At 65.4% G+C, this 21,426-nt stretch carries 19 protein-coding genes; 9 read left to right on the top strand and 10 right to left on the bottom strand.

The window, feature by feature from the left end; genetic code table 11:
• Nucleotides 1-7: 7 nt before the first annotated feature.
• The 3 genes from AB7G19_RS18080 to AB7G19_RS18070 are packed head-to-tail and all read right to left on the bottom strand — an operon-like array spanning nucleotide 8 to nucleotide 2,680.
• Nucleotides 8-1,444: a TIGR01777 family oxidoreductase gene (locus AB7G19_RS18080; RefSeq protein WP_354113675.1), complete on the bottom strand. Its 1,437-nt coding sequence runs from the start codon at nucleotides 1,442-1,444 to the stop codon at nucleotides 8-10.
• The gene (locus AB7G19_RS18075) at nucleotides 1,441-2,106 is read right to left on the bottom strand and encodes a DUF4166 domain-containing protein (protein ID WP_354113676.1); all 666 of its coding nucleotides are present in this window, start codon (nucleotides 2,104-2,106) and stop codon (nucleotides 1,441-1,443) included. The genes AB7G19_RS18080 and AB7G19_RS18075 overlap by 4 nt, the downstream gene beginning before the upstream one ends.
• 16 nt (nucleotides 2,107-2,122) lie before the next feature.
• Nucleotides 2,123-2,680, bottom strand: a complete 558-nt coding sequence (locus AB7G19_RS18070; protein WP_071912979.1) for a GbsR/MarR family transcriptional regulator — start codon at nucleotides 2,678-2,680, stop codon at nucleotides 2,123-2,125.
• Between the two features lie 151 nt (nucleotides 2,681-2,831).
• Here AB7G19_RS18070 and AB7G19_RS18065 point away from each other — a divergent pair, with 151 nt between their 5' ends.
• On the top strand, nucleotides 2,832-4,352 hold the full coding sequence (locus AB7G19_RS18065; RefSeq protein WP_354113677.1) for a PAS domain-containing sensor histidine kinase: 1,521 nt from the start codon (nucleotides 2,832-2,834) through the stop codon (nucleotides 4,350-4,352).
• Between the two features lie 67 nt (nucleotides 4,353-4,419).
• Here AB7G19_RS18065 and AB7G19_RS18060 read toward each other — a convergent pair whose 3' ends face one another.
• The 4 genes from AB7G19_RS18060 to AB7G19_RS18045 form a co-directional block, all read right to left on the bottom strand.
• The gene (locus AB7G19_RS18060; RefSeq protein WP_014494616.1) at nucleotides 4,420-4,719 is read right to left on the bottom strand and encodes an acylphosphatase; all 300 of its coding nucleotides are present in this window, start codon (nucleotides 4,717-4,719) and stop codon (nucleotides 4,420-4,422) included.
• Nucleotides 4,716-5,582 (bottom strand): isocitrate lyase/PEP mutase family protein, encoded by an 867-nt coding sequence (locus AB7G19_RS18055; RefSeq protein WP_354113678.1) that lies wholly within the window; start codon nucleotides 5,580-5,582, stop codon nucleotides 4,716-4,718. The genes AB7G19_RS18060 and AB7G19_RS18055 overlap by 4 nt, the downstream gene beginning before the upstream one ends.
• A 157-nt stretch (nucleotides 5,583-5,739) precedes the next feature.
• Nucleotides 5,740-7,755, bottom strand: a complete 2,016-nt coding sequence (locus tag AB7G19_RS18050) for an acetyl/propionyl/methylcrotonyl-CoA carboxylase subunit alpha (RefSeq protein WP_354113679.1) — start codon at nucleotides 7,753-7,755, stop codon at nucleotides 5,740-5,742.
• Nucleotides 7,756-7,931: 176 nt separating this feature from the next.
• Nucleotides 7,932-9,002, bottom strand: a complete 1,071-nt coding sequence (locus tag AB7G19_RS18045; protein WP_354113680.1) for a zinc-binding metallopeptidase family protein — start codon at nucleotides 9,000-9,002, stop codon at nucleotides 7,932-7,934.
• Nucleotides 9,003-9,216: 214 nt separating this feature from the next.
• Between AB7G19_RS18045 and AB7G19_RS18040 the strand changes: the two genes are divergently transcribed.
• The 5 genes from AB7G19_RS18040 to AB7G19_RS18020 all read left to right on the top strand — a co-directional run bounded on the left by AB7G19_RS18040 (nucleotide 9,217) and on the right by AB7G19_RS18020 (nucleotide 15,107).
• On the top strand, nucleotides 9,217-11,694 hold the full coding sequence (locus tag AB7G19_RS18040; protein ID WP_354113681.1) for a hybrid sensor histidine kinase/response regulator: 2,478 nt from the start codon (nucleotides 9,217-9,219) through the stop codon (nucleotides 11,692-11,694).
• Nucleotides 11,695-11,704: 10 nt separating this feature from the next.
• Complete coding sequence (locus AB7G19_RS18035) at nucleotides 11,705-12,145, top strand: EamA family transporter (protein WP_208087381.1); 441 nt, start codon at nucleotides 11,705-11,707, stop codon at nucleotides 12,143-12,145.
• Nucleotides 12,146-12,213: 68 nt separating this feature from the next.
• A complete protein-coding gene (locus AB7G19_RS18030) occupies nucleotides 12,214-13,500 on the top strand; it encodes an MFS transporter (RefSeq protein WP_354113682.1) in 1,287 nt (428 codons plus the stop codon).
• A 25-nt stretch (nucleotides 13,501-13,525) separates the two neighbouring features.
• Nucleotides 13,526-14,776: an arsenic transporter gene (locus tag AB7G19_RS18025; protein ID WP_354113683.1), complete on the top strand. Its 1,251-nt coding sequence runs from the start codon at nucleotides 13,526-13,528 to the stop codon at nucleotides 14,774-14,776.
• 97 nt (nucleotides 14,777-14,873) lie between these two features.
• Nucleotides 14,874-15,107: a hypothetical protein gene (locus tag AB7G19_RS18020; protein WP_071912960.1), complete on the top strand. Its 234-nt coding sequence runs from the start codon at nucleotides 14,874-14,876 to the stop codon at nucleotides 15,105-15,107.
• A 46-nt stretch (nucleotides 15,108-15,153) separates the two neighbouring features.
• On the opposite strand, the gene AB7G19_RS18015 is transcribed toward AB7G19_RS18020, so the two are convergent.
• Together AB7G19_RS18015 and AB7G19_RS18010 are read right to left on the bottom strand one after the other, a co-directional pair.
• Nucleotides 15,154-16,518 (bottom strand): MFS transporter, encoded by a 1,365-nt coding sequence (locus AB7G19_RS18015; protein ID WP_071912958.1) that lies wholly within the window; start codon nucleotides 16,516-16,518, stop codon nucleotides 15,154-15,156.
• 24 nt (nucleotides 16,519-16,542) lie between these two features.
• A complete protein-coding gene (locus tag AB7G19_RS18010; RefSeq protein ID WP_283016806.1) occupies nucleotides 16,543-17,310 on the bottom strand; it encodes a GntR family transcriptional regulator in 768 nt (255 codons plus the stop codon).
• Nucleotides 17,311-17,484: 174 nt separating this feature from the next.
• On the opposite strand from AB7G19_RS18010, the gene AB7G19_RS18005 reads away from it, so the two are divergent.
• Genes AB7G19_RS18005 through AB7G19_RS17995 form a run of 3 tightly spaced genes read left to right on the top strand, consistent with a single transcriptional unit; the run spans nucleotide 17,485 to nucleotide 20,521 of the window.
• Complete coding sequence (locus AB7G19_RS18005) at nucleotides 17,485-18,684, top strand: mandelate racemase/muconate lactonizing enzyme family protein (RefSeq protein WP_167768060.1); 1,200 nt, start codon at nucleotides 17,485-17,487, stop codon at nucleotides 18,682-18,684.
• A gap of 12 nt (nucleotides 18,685-18,696) precedes the next feature.
• Entirely contained in the window at nucleotides 18,697-19,464 is a 768-nt protein-coding gene (locus AB7G19_RS18000) for an SDR family oxidoreductase (protein WP_063982668.1), read from the top strand.
• Nucleotides 19,465-19,489: 25 nt separating this feature from the next.
• On the top strand, nucleotides 19,490-20,521 hold the full coding sequence (locus AB7G19_RS17995) for an L-idonate 5-dehydrogenase (RefSeq protein WP_283016807.1): 1,032 nt from the start codon (nucleotides 19,490-19,492) through the stop codon (nucleotides 20,519-20,521).
• Nucleotides 20,522-20,535: 14 nt separating this feature from the next.
• Here the strand turns inward: AB7G19_RS17995 and AB7G19_RS17990 are convergent, their stop codons facing one another.
• Nucleotides 20,536-21,402, bottom strand: coding sequence for a DUF3280 domain-containing protein (locus AB7G19_RS17990; protein WP_283016808.1), 867 nt, complete (start codon nucleotides 21,400-21,402; stop codon nucleotides 20,536-20,538).
• Between the last annotated feature and the right edge of the window lie 24 nt (nucleotides 21,403-21,426).

Raw genomic sequence — 21,426 nt, 5'->3', positions numbered from 1 at the left:
CATCACCTCACAGGATCGCCTCGAACGCGCTGCGCAGCGTTTCGTGCCGAAAGACAAAACCGCGGCTCAGCGCCTTGTTGGGCAGCACACGCTGGCCACCGAGCAGGAGTTCGTCGGCAAAGCCGCCGCCGATCCGGCGCAACAACCCGCCGGGGATACGAAACACCGCGGGCCGGTGCAGACGACGGCCGAGCTCTTCGGTGAATTTTGCGTTGGTGACGGGGATCGGCGCGGTGGCGTTGACGGGCCCAGTGAGATCGGGCGTCGCCATCACATAGGCAATCAGCCGGATCAGATCGTCGCGCTCGATCCAGGACATCCACTGCCGCCCGGTGCCGAGCGGACCGCCGAGGCCGAACTCGAACGGCGTCAACATGCGCGTGATGAAGCCGCCTTCGGTGCCCAGCACGAGGCCGATGCGCAAACAGACCACTCGGACGCCGAGCTCCTCGGCCGGCCGCGCCGCCTTTTCCCACGCCGCGCACAGCTCGTGGCTGAAGCAGGCATGTGACTTCGCCGATTCCGTCAGCACCTGGTCGGCCCATAGGCCGTACCAGCCGATCGCAGAGCCGCTGACGAGGACCTCCGGCTTGCGCTCGAGCCGCGCGATCAGATTTACGACCTCGCCGGTCATGTCGATGCGGGAGCCGAGAATTTTCGCGCGCTTTGCCTCGGTCCAGAGGCCGTTGCCGATCGGCTCGCCAGCGAGATTGACGATGGCGTCGATTGGCGTGTCCGATGCGAGCTGATCGAGGCTGGTGATCAGCGTGACCGGCGGCGGCAGCATCTCGGCTTTCGCAGGGTTACGGATCAGCGCGATGACGTCGTGCCCTGCCCCGCTGAGGCTCGCGGCAAGGCGGCTGCCGATGAAGCCGGTGGCGCCAGTGATCAGCACGGTCTTGCGGCCGGGGACCTTCTCGACGAGCCCGTGCGCAGGCACGCTTTTCATGCGCCCGAGCCGGCGCATCGCCGCAAAGTCCCTGACGCCGCAGAGCGCTGCACCGACTGCGCAGGCAGTGGCGGCGATGCTGAGCAGGCCCTGATACACGACACTCACGCCGAACGGCTGCATCGCCCAATCGATCAGCACCGGCAGCAGCAGCACCAGGATGGCGCCATAGTTGATCGCAAGCAGCGTGTGGTTAATCCGCTCGCTCGGCGGCAGTTTGCGGCTCAGATCCTCCTCGACGAAATCCATCAGCGTAATGACGATCTCGGCGACCAGGACTGCCACGATCAGGATCGCCAGCACGCCGTAAACCTCCAACCAGCCGAGCAGCAGGAACAGCAGCGCATAGAGCATGTTGCGGATGCCGTGCAGCTTCAGCTCGAAACGCTGCGACGGGCGCCACGCCAGGCGCTCGGTGAATTCGTGGTGATAGAAAGTGTCGAACACGCCCATCACGATCTGGATGGCGATGAGGGTCCACAACAGCGGCGTCATGATACGGCCTCCCTGAAGACGGCGGACTGGTGGATCAGCGCGCCGTAACGCGGGTGAGTGACATCGAGGGTGAAACGAAAGGCGCCCTCGCCGAGATCGCTATGCGTCACCGTGAGATCGCCGGGCGTGAGCGATTGCGGCAGCGGGATCCACAAGCGTCCGAGCTGGAGTCCGTAACCGGCACTACGGAAGGTCAGCGCCTGTCCCTCGACCGCGATGCGGAGCGCCATCGAGACGCCGAAGCCGACATACTCTTCAAGCCCGGTCGGACCGGCGAAACGCTTGGCGGAATGGATCACTTGCGGAAAGCCGCGCTTGCGCGCGCAGATGCGGGTCCAGGTCTGGCCGCCGTTCGCGCCGTCCTCGGTGACGGTCACGATCATGGGGACGCCGGTGTCGCGGCCGGTCGGCAGCGGTCCGCCGATCAGGCGGGCGGCTTGCGCGAACCACCAGCCGATGTCGCTGAAGGAGACCTCGTCGACCACGCCGACATAAACGACACTGTCGCCGTCAGCGACCCGTTTCGAAAAGCGCCGCCAGGTCGCGAGCGGCAGCCGGCCCCAATCCTCGTCCGACAGCAACGCGCGGAAGCGGCGGTCGTCGAGTAGTTTGACGTGAGCTGAGGGAGATGCGCTGGAGCCTGATAATCGAGCCGACGTCATCGTACCCTCCTCAACGCTATTTGGCCTTGCCCAGCGGCAGCAGGTTGGCGATCTTCTCGCCAAGCCGCATCAAGGCGACCAGCCGCGGTCGCGGCACCTTCAGCATCTGCATGAACCAGTGGTCGGCGAGTTCGGTGAAGGCGAGCATCTCCTTCAGCCGTTTGGCTGCGACCGGATTGATGGTCGGATCATCTGCGGCATCGGACACGCAGGCCCTGAGCGCCGTGATCGCCGGATCGAGCTCTCGCTCCTTGCGCCGCGCCGCGATTCTCGCGGCGACCTCCCAGATGTCGGTCTCGGCCTCGTAATGGTCGCGGCGGTCACCGAGGATCGGCACCCGCCGGATCAGGTTCCAGGCGAGCAGCTCCTTCAGCGAGTTGGAGACGTTGGAGCGCGCCATGCCGAGCGTGTCGGCGATGTCCTCGGCCGTCATCGGCGCCTCGGCGAGATAAAGCAGCCCGTGGATCTGGCTGACCGAGCGGTTGACGCCCCACCCGTCCCCCATGTCGCCCCAATGCAGGATGAAGCGCTCGACGGCGGTGGGCAGTTTCTTCTTTCCGGTTATTTCTGTCATGACAGAAATATCTGACGAGCGCGACTGATTGTCAAGAGCGCTCGGCGGCTTGCGTCCTGTATACCGTCCGTCGTATTTGCCTAAAAACGGCCCAGAGAACGGGAACCAAACGCCCTTCGGGGCGTTTGCCCCGGTTCCAGGCGGGTTGAGAATGACGACAAAGTCCAGTCAACAGAGAGACTTGTTCGAAAGCGAGCGCAGTTTTCGGCTGTTGGTGGAAGGAGTCGCGGACTACGCGCTCTACATGCTCGATCCCACCGGGATCATCACGAGCTGGAACATCGGCGGCGAGCGGATCAAGGGCTATTCGCCCGAAGAGATCGTCGGCCAGCATTTCTCGCGCTTCTACACCGAGACCGACCGCGCCAACGGCAAGCCCGCCCGTGCCCTCGGCATCGCGCGGGACCACGGCCGCTACGAGGAGGAAGGCTGGCGCGTTCGCAAGGATGGCACGTTCTTCTGGGCGAGCGTCATCATCGATCCGATCTACGAGCACGGCAGCCTGGTCGGCTTCGCCAAGATCACCCGCGACATCACCGAGCGGCGCAATTCGCAGCTCAAGCTCGAAGCGATGCAGAGGCAGCTTGCCGAGTCGCAGAAGTTCGATGCGCTCGGGCAGCTCACCGGCGGCGTCGCGCACGACTTCAACAACCTCCTGATGATCATCAGCGGCAGCCTTCACATCCTCAAGAAGCGCGACGAGGACGAGGCCAAGATTCAGCGCGCGATGTCCGCGATCGAGACCGCAACCAAGCGCGGCGCCGCACTGACCGCCCAGCTCCTGACCTTCGCGCGGCGGCAGAGCGTCAATCCCCAGGCGATCCGCTTCGGCGACCGCATCGAGGCGATCCGCGAAGTGCTTCACGCCGGCGTCGGGAGCGCCGTTCGTCTCGCCTTCGACATCGACCGCGAGGTCTGGTCGGTCAAGGCCGATGTCTCCGAGCTCGAGACGGCGCTGCTCAATCTCGTCATCAACGCTCGCGACGCCATGCCCGACGGCGGTACCGTGACGGTCGGCGCACGCAACGTCGTCCTGAACGATCCGCTCCACAGCGGCGAGTACGTCGCCATCACCGTCGCCGATACCGGGCTTGGCATCCCCTCCGACGTCGTCAACAAGATCTTCGAACCGTTCTTCACGACCAAACCCGTCGGAAAAGGCACCGGCCTCGGCCTGTCGCAGGTGCACGGCTTCGCTCATCAGGCGGGCGGCACGGTCAGGGTCGCAAGCGAGCTCGGCAAGGGCACGACCTTCACCATCCTGCTGCCGCGCGAAACCGCGACCGCACCAATCGATATCCCTGAAGCAGTGCCGGTTCCCGGTAGCGGCACCGTGCTGCTGGTCGAGGACAATCCCGACGTCGCGCTCGTCAGCATCGGATTGCTGGAGCAGCTCGGCTATCGCGTGCACCGGGTTGCCGACGCCGAGTCCGCCTTGCGCGAGCTCGAGAAGAACGGCGTCGACTTCGTGTTCACCGACATCGTGATGCCCGGCAAGATGGACGGGCTCGGTCTCGCCCATCATCTGCGCCAGATCCACCCTGGCCTGCCGATCCTGCTCGCCACCGGCTACAGCGAAGCCGCCGCCGATGTCCGCGGCGACTTCCCGATCCTGCGCAAGCCCTACGAGATTCACGAGCTGAGCGAGGCGATCTCGAAGCTGCCGCGGTGATTTTTCACCTCTCTCCGTAAGAACGGGGCGAGGGAGCGCACCGCCCGCGCGGAAAGAGAATCCGCTCTCACACCGTCGGCAACACCGAAAACGCTTCCCCTGCCCTCCGCAGGTTCAACTCATCCGCACCGGCCGTCTCGCTGGTGACGCTGTCCACGCGCGAGGATGGCGGGCCGTGGCGGCACAGCGCGACCATGTCGGCGACATGCTTCGGCGTTCCCGCAAACAGCGCCTCCACGCTGCCATCGCGGCGGTTGCGAACCCAGCCTTCGAGGCCACTCGTTGTTGCCTGGTACTCGACCCAGGCCCTGTAGCCGACGCCCTGCACGCGGCCGCGGATCATGACCTGGAGGATCGCCCGGCTCATTTTTTCAGCCCGAGAAAGCCGGCGCTGCGTGCCTTGACGTCGGCCTCGCGCATCACGCGGCTGGTCAGGTCCGGCGACGGAAGTCCTGTGAGGTTCTTCGGCGGCGTGCCCTCGCGCAACGCTTTCTGCGTTTCGTAGACGGCCTGCGTGGCAGCCGCGATCGGCGCGTGGCCCTGAAGCGCGATGCGGACGCGCTGGCTGGCGAGATAGTCAATCGCGTTCAACTCGTCCGGCGCACCGCCGAGCACGATCGGCAGGCGCGTAGCGGCGACAATCGCCTCGAGCTCGGCGCGCGACTTGATGCCGGTGAAGAAAAGCGCGTCCACGCCGGTCGCCTCATAGGCCCTGGCCCGGCGGATCGCATCCTCGATCGAGGTGACCGAGGCAGCTCCAGTGCGGCCCATGATGACGAGCGAGGGATCGCCGCGGCCATCCAGCGCCGCCGTCATTTTGCCGACGCCTTCTTCCAGCGAGATCAGCTGTGTCTTGGCCTCGCCAAAGGCGGCCGGCAGCAGCGTGTCCTCGATGGTGAGGCCGGCGGCGCCAGCGGTCTCCAGCTCTTGCACCGTGCGGCGCACGTTGAGCGCATTGCCATAGCCGTGATCGGCATCGACCAGCACCGGCAGCGTCGCCGCGCGCGACATCCGCCGCATCTGCTCGGCAAGTTCGGTGAGTGTGATCAGCGTGACATCGGGGTCGCCGAGCACCGCGAGCGAGGCCACCGAGCCGCCGAACATGCCGAGCGGAAAGCCGAGATCCTCGGTGATGCGGATGGAGATCGCGTCATAGACCGAGCCGGGATGAACGCAGGCCGAGCCCGTCAGGATCGAACGCAGTTTTTCGCGGCGGGAACGAAAGGCCATGGTGCCCTCTCAACTGTTGCGACGCAGCCGCAACATACTCCGTCATTGCGAGCGCAGCGAAGCAATCCAGAATCTTTCCGCAGAGGCAGTCTGGATTGCTTCGCTGCGCTCGCAATGACGGTGTTGGTGGGGCCAGTGAGGGCCCCACTCACTTGCTTTACGCAAACTCCAGAATCAGCGCGTCCACCGCGAGCGTCGCGCCCGCGCTGGCGTGGATCTTCTTCACCGTACCGTCCTGCTCGGCACGGAGCACATTCTGCATCTTCATGGCTTCGATCACCGCGAGCGTCTCGCCGGCCTTGATCTCCTGCCCTTCGGTCACCGCGATCGAGACCACAAGGCCGGGCATCGGACAGAGCAGCTTCTTGCCGGTGTCGGAGGCCGTGGTCACCGGCATCAGCCGTGCCGAGGCTGCTTCCGCCTCGGTCCAGACATAGACCGGCACCTCGACGCCCTGGTGCGCAAGGCGGATGCCGTTGGCGATCGGGCGCGCCTGCACCGCGACGAAATGGCCGTCGATGGTGCCCTGCCAGACCGGATCGCCCGGCTTCCACGGCGACTGCAGCAGATGCGCGTTGCCGGCCTTGCCTTCGGCATCGACGAACCGGATCGCGATCGCCTCGCCCTCGCGTCCGACCTCGAGCAGAATCTCCTGGCGGTCGAGCCAGACCGCGCGGCGACGCTCGCGCTGCACGACGCGGCCGCCCATCTGGCCCGAGATCTGCCGCTTGCGCTCGCCGAGCACGTGGTCGATGGCGGCGCCGACCGCCGCGATCCGCCGCGCGACCTCGCCTTCGGGCACGCGCACGGCAAAGCCCTTGGGGAATTCCTCGGCGATGAAACCGGTCGAGAGCCGTCCCTCACGCCAGCGCGGATGGTGCATCAGCGCCGACAGGAACGGGATGTTGTGCCTGATACCCTCGACATAGAACGAATCCAGCGCGGTGGCCTGCGCCTCGATCGCGGCCGCGCGCGACGGCGCATGCGTGACGAGCTTGGCGATCATCGGATCGTAATAGATCGAGATCTCGCCGCCCTCCTGCACGCCGGTGTCGTTGCGCACGGTGATGCCGTCCTGGCTGGCTTCGGCCGGCGGCCGATACTTCACGAGGCGCCCGATCGAGGGCAGGAAGTTACGGAACGGGTCCTCGGCGTAGAGGCGGGATTCCACCGCCCAGCCGGTGAGCGTAACGTCCTTCTGGGTGATCGCGAGCTTCTCGCCGGCGGCGACGCGGAGCATCTGCTCGACGAGGTCGATGCCGGTGACGAGCTCGGTGACGGGATGCTCGACCTGAAGGCGCGTGTTCATCTCCAGGAAGAAAAAGCTCTTGTCCTGCCCTGCGACGAATTCGACGGTGCCGGCGGAGTCGTAATTCACCGCCTTGGCCAGCGCGACGGCCTGCTCGCCCATCCTGCGGCGGGTGGCCTCATCGAGCAGCGGCGACGGCGCCTCCTCGATGATCTTCTGGTTGCGGCGCTGGATCGAGCATTCGCGCTCGCCGAGATAGATGACGTTGCCGTGCTTGTCGCCCAGTACCTGGATCTCGATGTGGCGGGGATCGACGATGAACTTTTCGACGAAGACGCGGTCGTCGCCGAACGAGGCTTTCGCCTCGGCCTTGGCAAGGTTGAAGCCCTCGGCAACCTCGCTCTTCGAATGCGCGATGCGCATGCCCTTGCCGCCACCGCCGGCGGAGGCCTTGATCATCACGGGATAGCCGATCTCGTCGGCGATCTTCACCGCGTGCTTGTCGTCCTCGATGACGCCGAGATAGCCCGGCACGGTCGAGACCTTGGCCTTCGCGGCGGCTTTCTTGGATTCGATCTTGTCGCCCATCGCCGCGATCGCGCCCGGGTTCGGGCCGATGAAGACGATGCCGGCGGCCTCCAGCGCGCGCGGAAACGCCTCGCGCTCGGACAGGAAGCCGTAGCCGGGATGCACGGCCTCGGCGCCCGTCTTGCGGCAGGCCTCCACGATCTTCTCGATCACCAGATAGCTCTCGGCGGCTGCGGGCGGGCCGATCAGAACGGCCTCGTCGGCCATCTCGACATGGAGGGCATCGCGGTCGGCCTCGGAATAGACCGCAACCGTCTGAATTCCCATGCGGCGAGCGGTCTTGATGACCCGGCAGGCGATTTCGCCGCGATTGGCGATCAGGATGCGTTTGAACATGCTTTTCTTGAGTCTCGACCTTGGGCGGGACCCTTCCCTGGCCGTTGGGGCCTATCGGATGGGCCGTTGTGGCTCCCGTGGTACATCAAAATCAGCCGGAGGCAACGGTCTAAATCCGCGGCCCTCTGGCGTACCAGCGCAAGACCGAAATCGGCCCGGTGAGCCCATGAGCGGACCTACGGCTTCGCGGCCTTGGCCACGTCCCTGACCAAGTCGTGAATGAAGCCCAGCTTGCCGACCACCGCCGGCGACAGGATGAACGGATAGAGATCGCGCAGCCCCATGGCGCGGTTGACGCTGTTGATGGCGAAGGTGAAGGGCAGCCATGCATTGACGAGCGCCTCGACGTCCCTCGTCTCATAGGGGTTGAAACGGATGCGCGCCGTCAACTCCCCGTCGCGATCGACCCGGGGGCGTACCTCCATGCCGAACTCCGAGGCCATCTCCAGGGTATCGACGATGTGGAGGTAGTGCGCCCAGGTCTCGGCGAAATCCTCCCAGGGATGCGTGGTGGCGTAGGCCGAGACGTAGGTCTGCTGCCAGTCCGGCGGCGCGCCTTCGGCATAATGGAGCTGCAAGGCCTGGCCGTAATCGGCGGAATCGTCGCCGAACACGGCGCGGCATTGCTCCAGCCTGCCGCCCTCGCGCACCAGCACCTCCCAGAAATAGTGGCCGACCTCGTGGCGGAAATGCCCGAGCAGCGTGCGGTAGGGCTCGCCCATCTCGAGCCTGCGCCGCTCGCGCTCGATCTCGTCGGTCTCGGTCAGCGCGATCGTGATCAGGCCGTTATCGTGGCCGGTCATGATCTTCTGCCCGCTGTTCGGATCGTCGGCGAGGAAATTGAAGATCAGCCCATGTTCGGGATTTTCCTGCCGCGTCTGGAGCGGCAGCTTCCAGCGGATCAGGGAATAGAACAGCCGGTGTTTCGCCACCTCCAACTCGCGCCAGCCGGCGAGCTGAACCGGATCGGACAGATCGGGCACGATGCCGTTGTGGCGGCAGGCGCGGCAATAGCCGGTGGTGTCGCCCGCATCCGTCAGCCAGTTGCACGCGTCGTATTCGGCGTTACGGCAGAGCATCCGCCCCTTGCCCTTGTCGGCGAGCGTCATCCAGGCCTCGCCGTCCGGCTCGATCGCCGACATCGTCTCCTTCTCCGGCAGGAACGCGACGCGGTGGCCGCAGCGTTCGCAGGCGCGGTTCTCGAAATAGAGGACGTTGCCGCAGTCCTGGCAGACAAAGAGCTTCAAGATTTAGCCTCTTCGGGAAGAGAGTTTTATGATTAAGAGTTGCGACGCCTCGCAAATACGCGCGCGGGGGGCTCATCGTTCCAACATTCGGGAACAAATAGCCAGACCGGGCGTTCGTTCATACCCGCCCCTGCGATCGGTGGCGCCTTTCCGTCCTTATCCCCTTTTGAGTAATGGCTATCACGCTTTGTCTGTGGGAATATCGGCCCGGCACGTGCGCTCTTGCATCACAACGGCCGACACCTTGAACGATCCCTTGCCCGATACCACCGCCGCCGAAAGGCTGCGCCAGCACCTCGAAGAGATCGCGCGCGAGCGCGACGACGCCTATCACGCGCTCCAGGAGCGCGAGGCAGAGTTGGCGCGTATCCAGCGCATCGGCAAGGTCGGCGGCCTCGAGGTCGACTTCCGCGAAGGCTTCAAGAACCGCCGCTCGCCGGAATATCTGATGCTCCACGGGCTGCCGGCGGATGCCACCGACGAGTCGCATGAGGATTGGGTCAACCGCATCCATCCCGAGGATCGCGACGCCGCGGTCAAGCACTTCCTCGATGCGCTGGCCGGGACGAACGAAGACTACACCGCCGAATACCGCATCATCCGCCCCAACGACGGCGAGACCCGCTGGATCCGCGTCGTCGCCAAGTTCGAGCGCGACAGTGACGGCCGCGCCATTCGCCTCGTCGGCGCCCATATCGACATCACCGCCCAGGCACTCGCGCGCGAGACGCTGCGCGAGAGCGAGGAGCGCTTCCGGCTGATCGCCGACAGCGCGCCGGTGCCGATCTGGGTCACGAAGCTCGACCGCACGCGCTCCTTCGCCAACCAGGCCTATGTCGACTTCATCGGCCTGCCCTACGACCAGGCCATCGATTTCGACTGGCGCAAGATATTGCATCCGGACGACCTGCCGCATGTGCTGCAGCAATCCGTCCAGGGCGAAGCGTCGCTGAAGCCGTTCGTGCTGGAAGCGCGCTACAAGAACGCCAGCGGTGAATGGCGGTGGCTGCGCTCGGAATCGCAGCCGCGCTGGGACCCGACCGGCAAGCACATCGGCTTCATCGGCGTCGCCCACGACATCACCGCCGCCAAGCAGGCCGAGATCGAGCTGAGGCGACTCAACGAGACGCTGGAGGAGCGCATCACCGAGCGCACCGCCGAGCTCGAATCCAACGAGGCGCGGCTGCGCGCGATCCTGGAGACAAGCAACCAGTATCAGGGGCTGGTCAATCTCAGGGGCGAGCTGCTCTACGCGAACCGGACTGCGCTCGATGGCATTCGCGTGGAGGCCCGCGACGTCATCGGCAAACCGTTCTGGGACACGCCCTGGTTCAACCAGACCCAGGGCATGAGCGCCGTCGTGCGCGAGGCCTTCGACACCGTGCTCAGAGGCGAAGCGGTGCGGCTGGAGATGCGCCTGCGCCTGCCCATCGGAGAGCGCGATTTCGACTTCGGCATGCGTCCCGTGCTCGACCGCCACGGCAACATCACCGGTGCGGTGCCCGAGGCCGTCGACATCACCGAGCGCCGCCGCGGCGAGGAAGCGCTGCGGCAGTCGCAGAAGATGGAGGCGATCGGCCAGCTCACCGGCGGCGTCGCCCACGACTTCAACAATCTCCTCACCATCATCCGCTCCGCGACCGACTTCCTGCGCCGCCGCGAACTGCCGGAAGAACGCCGCCGCCGCTATGTCGACGCCATCTCCGACACCGTGGAGCGCGCCTCCAAGCTCACCGCGCAGCTTTTGGCCTTTGCGCGCAGGCAGCCGCTGAAGCCGCAGATCTTCAACGTCGGCAGCCAGGTCGAGGCCGTGGCGCAACTGGTCCGGCCACTGGTCGGCGGCCGCATCGCGATCGCCGTCGAGGTGAACGATGCCGACTGCTTCACGGTGGCCGACATCGCGCAGTTCGAGACCGCGCTGATCAACCTCGCCATCAACGCCCGCGACGCCATGGATGGCGAAGGCCGACTCACCATCGCCGTGCGCAAGGTCGCGGGCATCCCGAGCCTGCGTGCGCAGTCGGCGCGCGGCGGCGACTATGTCGCGATCTCGGTCGCGGACACCGGCAGCGGCATCGCCCCTGAAAACATCGACGCCATCTTCGAGCCGTTCTTCACCACCAAGGAGGTCGGCAAGGGCACCGGCCTCGGCCTCAGCCAGGCCTTCGGCTTCGCAAAGCAGTCCGAGGGCGACATCGCAGTGACGAGCACGCACGGCGAAGGTGCGACCTTCACCATCTACCTGCCGCAGGCGCACAGTCCCGCCGCGGAGAAGGACGCTGCGGCACTGACCAGCGAGGCCGCCACCACCGGGCGCGGCTATCGCGTGCTCGTGGTCGAGGACAATGACGACGTCGGCCAGTTCTCGACCGAGCTGCTGGAAGATCTCGGCTATGTCGTCCGCCGGGTCGCCAACGCCAATGCGGCGCTCGGCATTCTCGGCGAGAACGAATTCGCCGTCGACCTCGTCTTCTCCGACGTCATCATGCCCGGCATGAACGGCGTCGAGCTCGCCGGCGTCATCCGCGAGCGCTATCCGGGCCTGCCCGTCGTGCTCACCAGCGGCTACAGCAACGTCCTCGCCGAGAACGCGCATCGCGGGTTCGAGTTGATCCAGAAGCCGTACTCCGTGGAATCGCTGTCGCGTATCCTGCGCAAGGCGATCACCGAAAAGTTGGCGGCGGCAAGGTGAGAGATAACCGATGAAACCCGCCCTCCTCTCGGCCTGGCAGACCTGGGCGCTGCTCTCGGCCTGCTTTGCGGCACTCACCGCGATCTTCGCCAAGGTCGGCGTCGAGAACATCAATCCGGATCTGGCGACGTTCATCCGCACCATCGTGGTGCTGCTCGCCTTCTCGGTGCTGCTGTTCTTCACCGGCCAGTTCGCGGTGCCGTCGGCGGTCTCGTCGAAGACCTGGCTGTTCCTGGTGTTGTCCGGGCTTGCGACCGGCGCGTCCTGGCTGTGCTATTTCCGTGCGCTGAAGCTTGGCCCGGCGACGCTGGTGGCGCCGATCGACAAGCTCAGCGTCGTGCTGGTGGCTCTTTTCGCCTTCACCTTTCTCGGCGAGCGTCCGACCCCACAGGGCTGGCTCGGCATCGCCATGATCGGCGCCGGTGCGGTGCTGCTGGCCGTGAAGTTTTGAAGAGTGGAACAAAGGTGGCGTGAGATCGGTTTCTGGCCGGTCGCTTCCCAGCCTCGATCGAGAGACCGATGTCGAGCCAGGCCTCCCATCACCCCACCGACCAGACGAGACGCGCCGGCCGCGCTCTGGATGCGGCCAATTTCTTCCTCGCCGACGTCCGCGACGGGCTTGGGCCCTATCTCGCCGTCTATCTCCTCACCGAGCAGCACTGGGACGAGGCGCGCATCGGCCTCGTCATGTCGATCGCGACCATTGCCGGCATCGTGGCGCAGACGCCGGCCGGCGCACTGGTCGATGCGACGCGGGCGAAGCGGCTGGCGATGGTCATCGCCGCCATCATGGTGACGCTGGCGTCACTGTCGCTGCCGCTGTTTCCCAGCTTCCTGCCGGTCGCGGTCTCGCAAGGCATCGCGCAGGCCGCGGCAGTGATCTTTCCGCCGGCGATCGCCGCCGTCTCGCTGGGCATCTTCGGTCATGCCGCCTTCACCCGGCGGATCGGCCGCAACGAGACCTTTAATCACGCCGGCAATGCGGTCGCGGCCGGGCTCGCGGGGCTCAGCGCTTATTGGTTCGGTCCGACCGTGGTGTTCTACCTTCTCGCTGCCATGGCGGTCGCAAGCCTCGTGAGCATTCTCGCAATCCCCGCCCGCGCCATCGACCACGACCTCGCGCGCGGGCTGCACGACGCCGATACCGGTGACCGGCCGGAACAGCCCTCAGGTCTCGCGGTGCTCCTGACCTGTCGCCCCCTCCTCGTCTTCGCGGTCTGCGTCGTGCTGTTTCATCTGTCCAACGCGGCCATGCTGCCGCTGGTCGGGCAGAAACTCGCGCTGCAGGACAAGAACATGGGCACCAGCCTGATGTCGGCCTGCATCGTCGCAGCTCAAGTTGTCATGGTGCCGTTCGCGATGCTGGTCGGTGCGAAGGCCGACCGATGGGGCCACAAGCGCTTCTTCCTCGCCGCATTGTTGATCCTGCCCATTCGCGGCGCGCTCTATACGCTCTCCGACAATCCGTTCTGGCTGGTCGGCGTGCAGCTTCTGGACGGTGTCGGCGCCGGCATCTTTGGCGCGATCTTTCCCGTCATCGTCGCCGACCTCATGCGCAACACCGGCCGCTTCAACGTCGCGCAAGGCGCCGTCATCACCGCCCAGAGCATCGGCGCGGCGCTGTCGACGACGCTTGCGGGCCTCGTCGTGGTCGGCGCCGGCTACAGCGCGGCGTTCATCACGCTTGGCGCGGTCGCCGCGATCGGCGCCGTCGTCTGCCTCCTCGCCTTGCCCGAGACCCGGCGTGGCACCTTGCAGGCACAGGGGAAGACAGCGGCTCCAGCATCGGTTATCGCTGCCGAATGAACCGACCCAACCTCAAGGACTGAACGTGCCGTCTGACGCCATCTGGGCCTGGAGCATCATCGTCGCCGCGACCGCAGGCGTCATCATCCGGCCTTTTCGCCTGCCCGAGGCGATCTGGGCCGTGATCGGCGCCGGCGCCCTGGTGCTGCTCGGCCTCCTGCCGTGGCAGGACGCGCTCACGGGCATCGAGAAAGGCGTCGACGTCTATCTCTTCCTGATCGGCATGATGCTGATCGCCGAGCTTGCCCGGCTCGAAGGCCTGTTCGACTATCTCGCAGCGCTCGCCGTCGAATATGCAGCCGGCTCGCCGCAGCGGCTGTTTCTGCTGATCTATCTCGTCGGCACGGTCGTCACCGTGCTGCTCTCCAACGACGCCACCGCGATCGTGCTGACACCCGCCGTCTACGCCGCGACGCGCGCGGCCGGCGCCAAGCCGCTGCCCTATCTCTTCGTCTGCGCCTTCATCGCGAACGCCGCAAGCTTCGTGCTGCCGATATCGAACCCCGCCAATCTCGTGGTGTTCGGCTCGCGCATGCCGCATCTGACCGAATGGCTGCGTCAGTTCGCCCTGCCCTCGCTCGCCTCGATCGTGCTGACCTTTGTCGTACTGCGCATCACCCAGCATCGCGCGCTGAAACAGGAGATCATCGAGCGCCGCGTGCCGCACAAGGTGCTCAGCCGTGGCGGCAAGCTGACCGCGATCGGCATTGCTGCGATCGGCGTGGTGCTGATCACGGCCTCCGCGCTCGACAAGCAGCTTGGCCTGCCGACCTTCATCTGCGGCGCCGTGACGACCGGCCTCGTCCTGCTGCTCAGCCGTCAGTCGCCCATGCCGGTACTGAAGCACGTGTCCTGGAGCGTGCTGCCGCTGGTCGGCGGGCTTTTTGTGATGGTGGAAGCACTGGTGAAGACTGGCGTGATCGGCCATCTCAGCGCACTTCTGCACGAGGCCGTCGCGCAGTCCGTACCCGGGGCCGGCTGGAGCGTTGGGATCGCCACCGCCATCGCCACCAATATTGCCAATAACCTGCCGGTCGGCCTCGTCGCCGGGTCGATCGTGGCCGCCGATCACCTGCCCACCTCGGTCGTCAGCGCCATCCTGATCGGCGTCGACCTGGGACCGAATTTCTCGATCACCGGTTCGCTCGCGACCATCCTGTGGCTGGTTGCGCTTCGCCGCGAAAAAATCGAGGTCGGCGCCTGGCCGTTCCTCAAGCTGGGCCTGCTGGTGACGCCCCCCGCCTTGATCGCAGCGCTTGCGGCTGCGATCTGGTAATCGCGCGCAATTTGCGGCGCATCAATGTCGCCGCCAAAGCCGGACCTATGCTTCTTCGCGTCGCGCAGTCTCATACGGCGCGGCACGGAGGTCCATCATGCAGATTCAGTCAAAGGCATTGCCGCAGAGTTTTTCCCTGCGTCGGTCGTTTCGGAGCTTCACCGCGCCGGAACAAGGAGGCGGGACATTCCACCCCCTGCTCGTCGTCTCGGTCGTGGTGCTGCTGACCCTGTTCGCGATCGTGGAGATCGACCTCCACAGCGCCCAGCTTCAGGCGATCGGCCTGCTCGGCCATGGGTCCGGGATCAATCCCGTCTTCCTGAGCCCGTAGCGGGAAAAGCCCGATCGCGGCCACAAGGCCGCGACCGGGCAACGCGTTAGTCGTTCTCGTAGCCGTAGACTTCCGGCAGGATGAAGATTGCGGCGAGCAATCCGATCAGCGGGAAGATCGCGACCATCAGCGTGGCATTCGCCTGGCCGATCGCGGCGAACACCGTCGGGAACAGGAAGATCGCCAGGAACGACGGCAACTTCACGAACATGTAGGCGAAGCCGCTGGCCGTGCCGCGATACTTGGGCTTCGCAACCATGGTCGGGATCGTCATGCAGTTCGACGCGTCCCAATAATGGCCCCACAACATGGCGGCCGCTGCGAACGGCAGCAGGATCTTGTTGTCGGTGTAGAGCGCGAAGGCAGCGACCAGCAGCGAAGCCAGCACGATGCTGAAGCCGGCGATCGAGATGCCGCGGTGGCCGATCTTCGGCGTCAGCAGCGGACCGACCCAGCCGGACAGGGCCGCGAAGGAGAAGAGCGCCATCGTCACCAGGTTGATGCCGAGCACGCTCGACACGCCGACCATCACGAACAGCACCGGCAGATAGAATGCGAAGGTCGAGAACTCGCTGCCTTGCGCGAAACAGGCGATCCAGCCGTAGATCGTGGCGCGCCAGCGGATCGGGTCCTTCCTGAGGTCGGCGATGAAGGCACGTGTGCTGACCTTCGGCACCTTCACGTCCTGGTCCGGCAACATGTCGAGATTGTCGTTGAACATCTCGCGCGCGACCTTCTTGGCCTCGCGGTAACGTCCCTTCTGCACCAGCCACACCGCCGTCTCCGGCACGTCGTGACGCATGATCAGGATGATCAGCGCCGGCACCGCGCCGAGACCGAGCGTCACGCGCCACAGCATCTCGTGCTGCATGTCGATCAGCAGGAAGATCACGATGACACCGATGGTGAGAACTTCACCGACGGCGAACATGAATTGCCAGCGATTGCCCATGACCTCGCGCTCACCCTTGGCCATGGATTCCATGATGTAGGTGTAGCCGGTCGAAATATCCGAGCCGAGCGGAATGCCGAGCAGGAAGCGGATCACGATGAGCCAGGTCACGTTCGGCACGAAGGCCTGCGCCAGCGCGAGCACGATGAACAGCACCATCGTCACCAGGAACATGACGCGGCGGCCGATCTTGTCGGAGAGCCAGCCGCCGAGCAGCGCGCCGATCAAGGCGCCGCCCTGCGTGCCGGCTGCAGCGAGACCGAGCATCAGCGGATCGGGATTGTACTGCTCCTTGATGAAGATCAGCACGAAGGCGATCGAATAGAGATCCCAGGCTTCGACCAGGATCGAGGCCATCATCAGCCAGCCGACCTTGTTGCCCTTGGGACTGTAGTTCGTGATGAGGTAGCGGACCGCGGCTTCGCTCGCGGTCGGTTGTGGCATGGCCATTGTCTGCATGTTTGGTCCTCTCTTCAAAACTCTCTACGCGCCGAGCAGCGGCTCGATACTGCAATCGAGCAGGCGCGGATCGATCCCCGCCTCCATGCCCGTGAACATGTGGTCCATGTAGTCGATCAACGCATCGCTCGCCTTCACGGCGTCCTCGACATGGCGGCCGGCGACCGCAACGAGAATGGCGAGGTGGCGATCGATCGTGCCCGACAGTTCGGCCTGTCCCGGCATGAAGCGATGGTGGATGTAGCCGATGCGGCGGTACAGCGTGTGCAACGGCCGCAGCGTGTGCACCAGGAAGGGCTCGCCGGCGGCTTCCAGCACCAGCGCGTCGATGCGGCGATCGATGCTGTTGAATTCGTCGAGGGTCAGGGTGGCGCGGCGTTCGCGCAGCAGACGCTCGATGTGCAGCGCCTGATTGCGATGCGACAGGCTGGCGCGATCGGCCGCGAGCCGCACGACAAAGCGCTCCATGTCGCGGCGCAAGGCCAGCAGCATCCGCTCGCGCGCAAGATCGATCGGCGCGATGTGCAGGCCGTGGCGCGGACGGATGATGATGAGCGTGTCGGCGGAGAGACGATTGACGGCGTGATGCACTGGTGTGCGCCCGAACCCGGTGATGTGCTGCAATTCCAGCATCGTCATGAATTGTCCGGGCTTAAGCTCGCAGTGGACGAGCAGCTCTTCGATCCTCTGGTAAGCCAGCTCGAAGAAGTTGAGCCGGTTGCGCCGGGAGGGCTTGCCCTCGCCGTCGTCCTCGTTTCTCACCACCTCGAGCGCGCGCTTGCGCCGTGCCATGTCGTCCTCCTGTCAACCGCGCTCTCATTGCTGGGTGGCGCCTTAGTTGTGGGACCCTTAAAACATGTTGTGATATATTACAAGCAGGCGTAAGACGTTCGCGCGACCTGCAACATGTTGCAGTGCGAAATGAGACGTCAGGCGCGAGGCGTCTGTGATGGGAGGATTGTTGCCGTGAAGATCACGTCAATCGAGACGCTGCGCACCGAGGAATTTTCCAACGTCATCTGGGTGCGCGTTCACACCGACACGGGCATGATCGGTCTCGGCGAAACCTTCTATGGCGCGGGCGCGGTCGAAGCGCAGATCCACGACACCTTTGCCGGCCGCCTGCTCGGCCGCAATCCGCTGCACATCGAGGCGATCCACCGCGACATGCTGAACCTGCCGATGGCGCAATCCTCGACCGGCGTCGAATACCGCGCGGCGTCCGCAATCGACATCGCGCTATGGGATTTGTTCGGCAAGGTCTGCAATCAGCCTGTGCACCAGATGCTCGGCGGCCTCTGCCGCGACAAGCAGCGCATCTACAACACCTGCGCCGGCACTCAATATGTCCGCTCCACCAATATCAGCCCCGTCGCCAACTGGAATCTCGGCGCCTCCAAAGGCCCCTACGAAGACCTCGACGGCTTCATGCACCACGCCGACGCGCTGGCCGAAAGCCTGCTGGAGAGCGGCATCTCCGCGATGAAGATCTGGCCGTTCGACCCGGCGGCACAGGAGAACAAGGGGCTCTACATCACCGCAGCCCAGATGAAGCGGGCGATCGAACCGTTCGAGAAGATCCGCAAGGCCGTCGGCGACAAGATGGAGATCATGGTCGAGCTCCACTCGCTCTGGAACCTGCCGACCGCCAAGCAGATCGCGCGCGCGCTCGAGCCCTACAAGCCGACCTGGTACGAAGACCCGATCCGGATGAACTCGCCGCAGGCGCTGGCCGAATATGCCCGCTCGACCGACGTCTGGGTCTGCGCCAGCGAGACGCTGGGCTCGCGCTTTCCCTACAAGGACATGCTCGACCGCGACGCCATGCATGTGGTGATGGCGGATCTGTGCTGGACCGGTGGCTTGACCGAAGGCCGCAAGATCGCGGCGATGGCCGAGACCTATCACCGCCCGTTTGCGCCGCATGACTGCATCGGCCCGATCGGCTTCATCGCCGCCATCCACATGTCGTTCAGCCAGCCCAACACGCTGATCCAGGAATCGGTACGCGCCTTCTACAGGGGCTGGTACAATGAGCTCGTCACCACGATGCCGACGATCAAGGACGGCTTTGTCTATCCGATGGAAGGACCCGGCCTCGGCGTCGACCTTCTGCCCGCCGTATTCGACCGCTCCGATCTGACCGTGCGTCGCTCCAACGTCTGAGGATTTCTTGAGATGAGCACCGCCCTCTTCGACCTTTCCGGTCGCACCGCGCTCGTGACCGGCTCCTCCCGCGGGCTCGGCCGCGCCATTGCCGAGGGCATGGCCAAGGCCGGCGCCAAGATCATCATCAACGGCGTCGACCCCAAGCGCGTCGAGCAGGCCGTCGCCGAGTTTCGCGCCGCCGGTCATCAGGCCGAGGGCGCCGCGTTCAACGTCACCGATGAGCCCGCGATCGTCGCGGCCTTCGAGCGCTTCGACCGCGAAGGGCTCGCGGTCGACATTCTCGTGAACAATGCCGGCATCCAGCACCGCAAGCCGCTGGTCGAGTTCACCACCGACGAATGGCGCAAGGTGATCGAGACTGACCTCACCAGCGCCTTCGTGATCGGCCGCGAGGCCGGCAAGCGCATGATCCCGCGCAAGCACGGCAAGATCATCAATATCGGCTCGCTCGGCAGCGAGCTCGCGCGTCCCACCATCGCGCCCTACACCGCGGCCAAGGGCGGCATCAAGAACCTGACCCGCTCGATGGCGGTGGAATGGGCCCAGCACGGCATCCAGGCCAATGCGATCGGCCCCGGCTACATGCTGACCGACATGAACGAGGCGCTGGTCAACAACACCGACTTCAACAACTGGCTGATGGGCCGCATCCCCTCCAAGCGCTGGGGCAGGCCGGACGAGCTGGTGGGCGCGGCGATCTTCCTGGCGTCGGACGCTTCGACCTACGTCAACGGACAGATCATCTATGTCGATGGCGGCATGATCGCCGCGATGTAATCGCGAAAGCCAAGGGAACGAGACCATGCGCGCCGTCGTCATCCACGCCCCGAAAGACCTGCGGATCGACAGCTATCCCGATCCAGCCCCCGCCCCGGGCGAAGTCCGCGTCAAGATTGCGAACGGCGGCATCTGCGGCTCCGATCTGCACTACTATCATCACGGCGGTTTCGGCGTCGTGCGCATCCAGCAGCCGATGGCGCTGGGCCATGAGATCGCGGGCGTGGTCGCTGCCGTCGGTGACGGCGTCACCAATGTGAAGCCGGGCGCGCGCGTCGCCGTCAATCCGAGCAGACCGTGCGGCCAGTGCCTGCATTGCCAGGAAGGCATGCGCAACCAGTGCCTCGACATGCGCTTCCTCGGCAGCGCGATGCGTTTTCCCCATGTCCAAGGCGGTTTCCGTGAATTCATCACGGTCGATGCCGCGCAGGCGGTGCCGATCGCGGACAAGCTGACACTGGCGGAAGCTGCGGTGGCCGAGCCGCTCGCGGTGTGCCTGCATGCCGGCAAGCAGGCCGGCCCCCTCCTCGGCAAGCGCGTGCTGATCACGGGTTGCGGGCCGATCGGTGCGCTGATGATCCTGGTCTCGCGCTTCGGCGGCGCGTCCGAGATCGTAGTGACCGATGTCGCCGACGCACCGCTCGCGGTCGCAAGAAAGCTCGGCGCCACCCACGTCATCAATGTCGCGACCGATGCCGCAGCGCTCGATCCCTGGCGCGCCGGCAAGGGCGTGTTCGACACCCTGTTCGAGGCCTCCGGCAACCAGGCCGCGCTTCGCACCGCGCTCGACGTGCTCAGGCCCGGCGCGACGCTGGTGCAGCTCGGTCTCGGCGGCGAGATGACGCTGCCGATCAACTCCATCGTCGCCAAGGAATTGCAGCTCCGCGGCACCTTCCGCTTCGACCCCGAATTCGAGCTCGCGGTGCGGCTGATGGGCGAAGGGCTGATCGACGTGAAACCGCTGATCACGGCCACCATGCCGTTCGAGAACGCGGTCGCCGCGTTCGAACTCGCCAGCGACCGCTCGCAATCGATGAAGGTGCAGCTGACGTTCTAGGGCGAGTATCGCGGTTACTGGCTCCCGATCAGCTTATCGCTGACCAGCCGGACCGCGCCCCGTTTCCACGAATAGTCGGCGCCCATGCGCAAGCCGCTGTCGCCACGTGACAGCACCGCACCGGTCCTGGCATCGCGGACCTGGAAGCCGAGCGTGTATTCGGTGCGGCTGACCCGCCGCACCACGCCGATCAGCGACTGATCCGCGCCGAGCTTTTGCGCGATCGCCGCCTCGCAGCCACCACAATCCCGCAAGGCGCGCGCCTTGACCGCCTCGCCGCCGGCATCAACGATGCGGTAGCGGCCGGATTGGCCCAGCGCCTCGCGCACGCTGGCGGTAACTTCGGCCAAGTATGACGTATCCGACGTGGCTGAAGCGCCAGCCGAGGCGGCGGTCGTATCCTCGAGCTCGAAATCGAACACGGCCAACGCGACCGGCGCGGGCGTGGCGAGCGCGGCCATGACCTCGCGAGACACGAAAATCTCGGCGCGCTCCCATGATTCATCATTGTCGCCGCGGAAGGTGTAGAGCTTGTCCATCACGAGCTTCTTGGCGCCGACGTCGATCACGGCGACCTTGGCCCATTGCACCAGCGTGCTGGTCTTCTGGATGCCGCCGATGACCTTGAATGCCGCGCCGTCCTGGGCAGACGGCACCGGCCGGTAGCGGCCGTCCGCACTGATATCCCGCCTGAGCGCGGCCATGAACGCCGACAGCCGCCGCTCGTGGGCGGCGGTCTGGTTGGCCGGTTCGGCCGACGTATCGGTGTAGCTGAAATCGTCCATGGCAACGCCGATGGCATCCTCGGCGCCGGCAGGCGAAGAGGCCGCCGGGAGGACGAAGAGGAGGAAAGCAGAGAGGATCAAGCTGATACGGCGCATGCGGGCCTCGTGTGATGGAGCGGC

The sequence above is a fragment of the Bradyrhizobium sp. 215_C5_N1_1 genome (assembly GCF_052075935.1).
Taxonomy (GTDB): domain Bacteria; phylum Pseudomonadota; class Alphaproteobacteria; order Rhizobiales; family Xanthobacteraceae; genus Bradyrhizobium; species Bradyrhizobium barranii.
The sequence above is the reverse complement of the archived record's forward strand: the minus strand, read 5'-3'. Positions and strand labels throughout refer to the sequence as shown.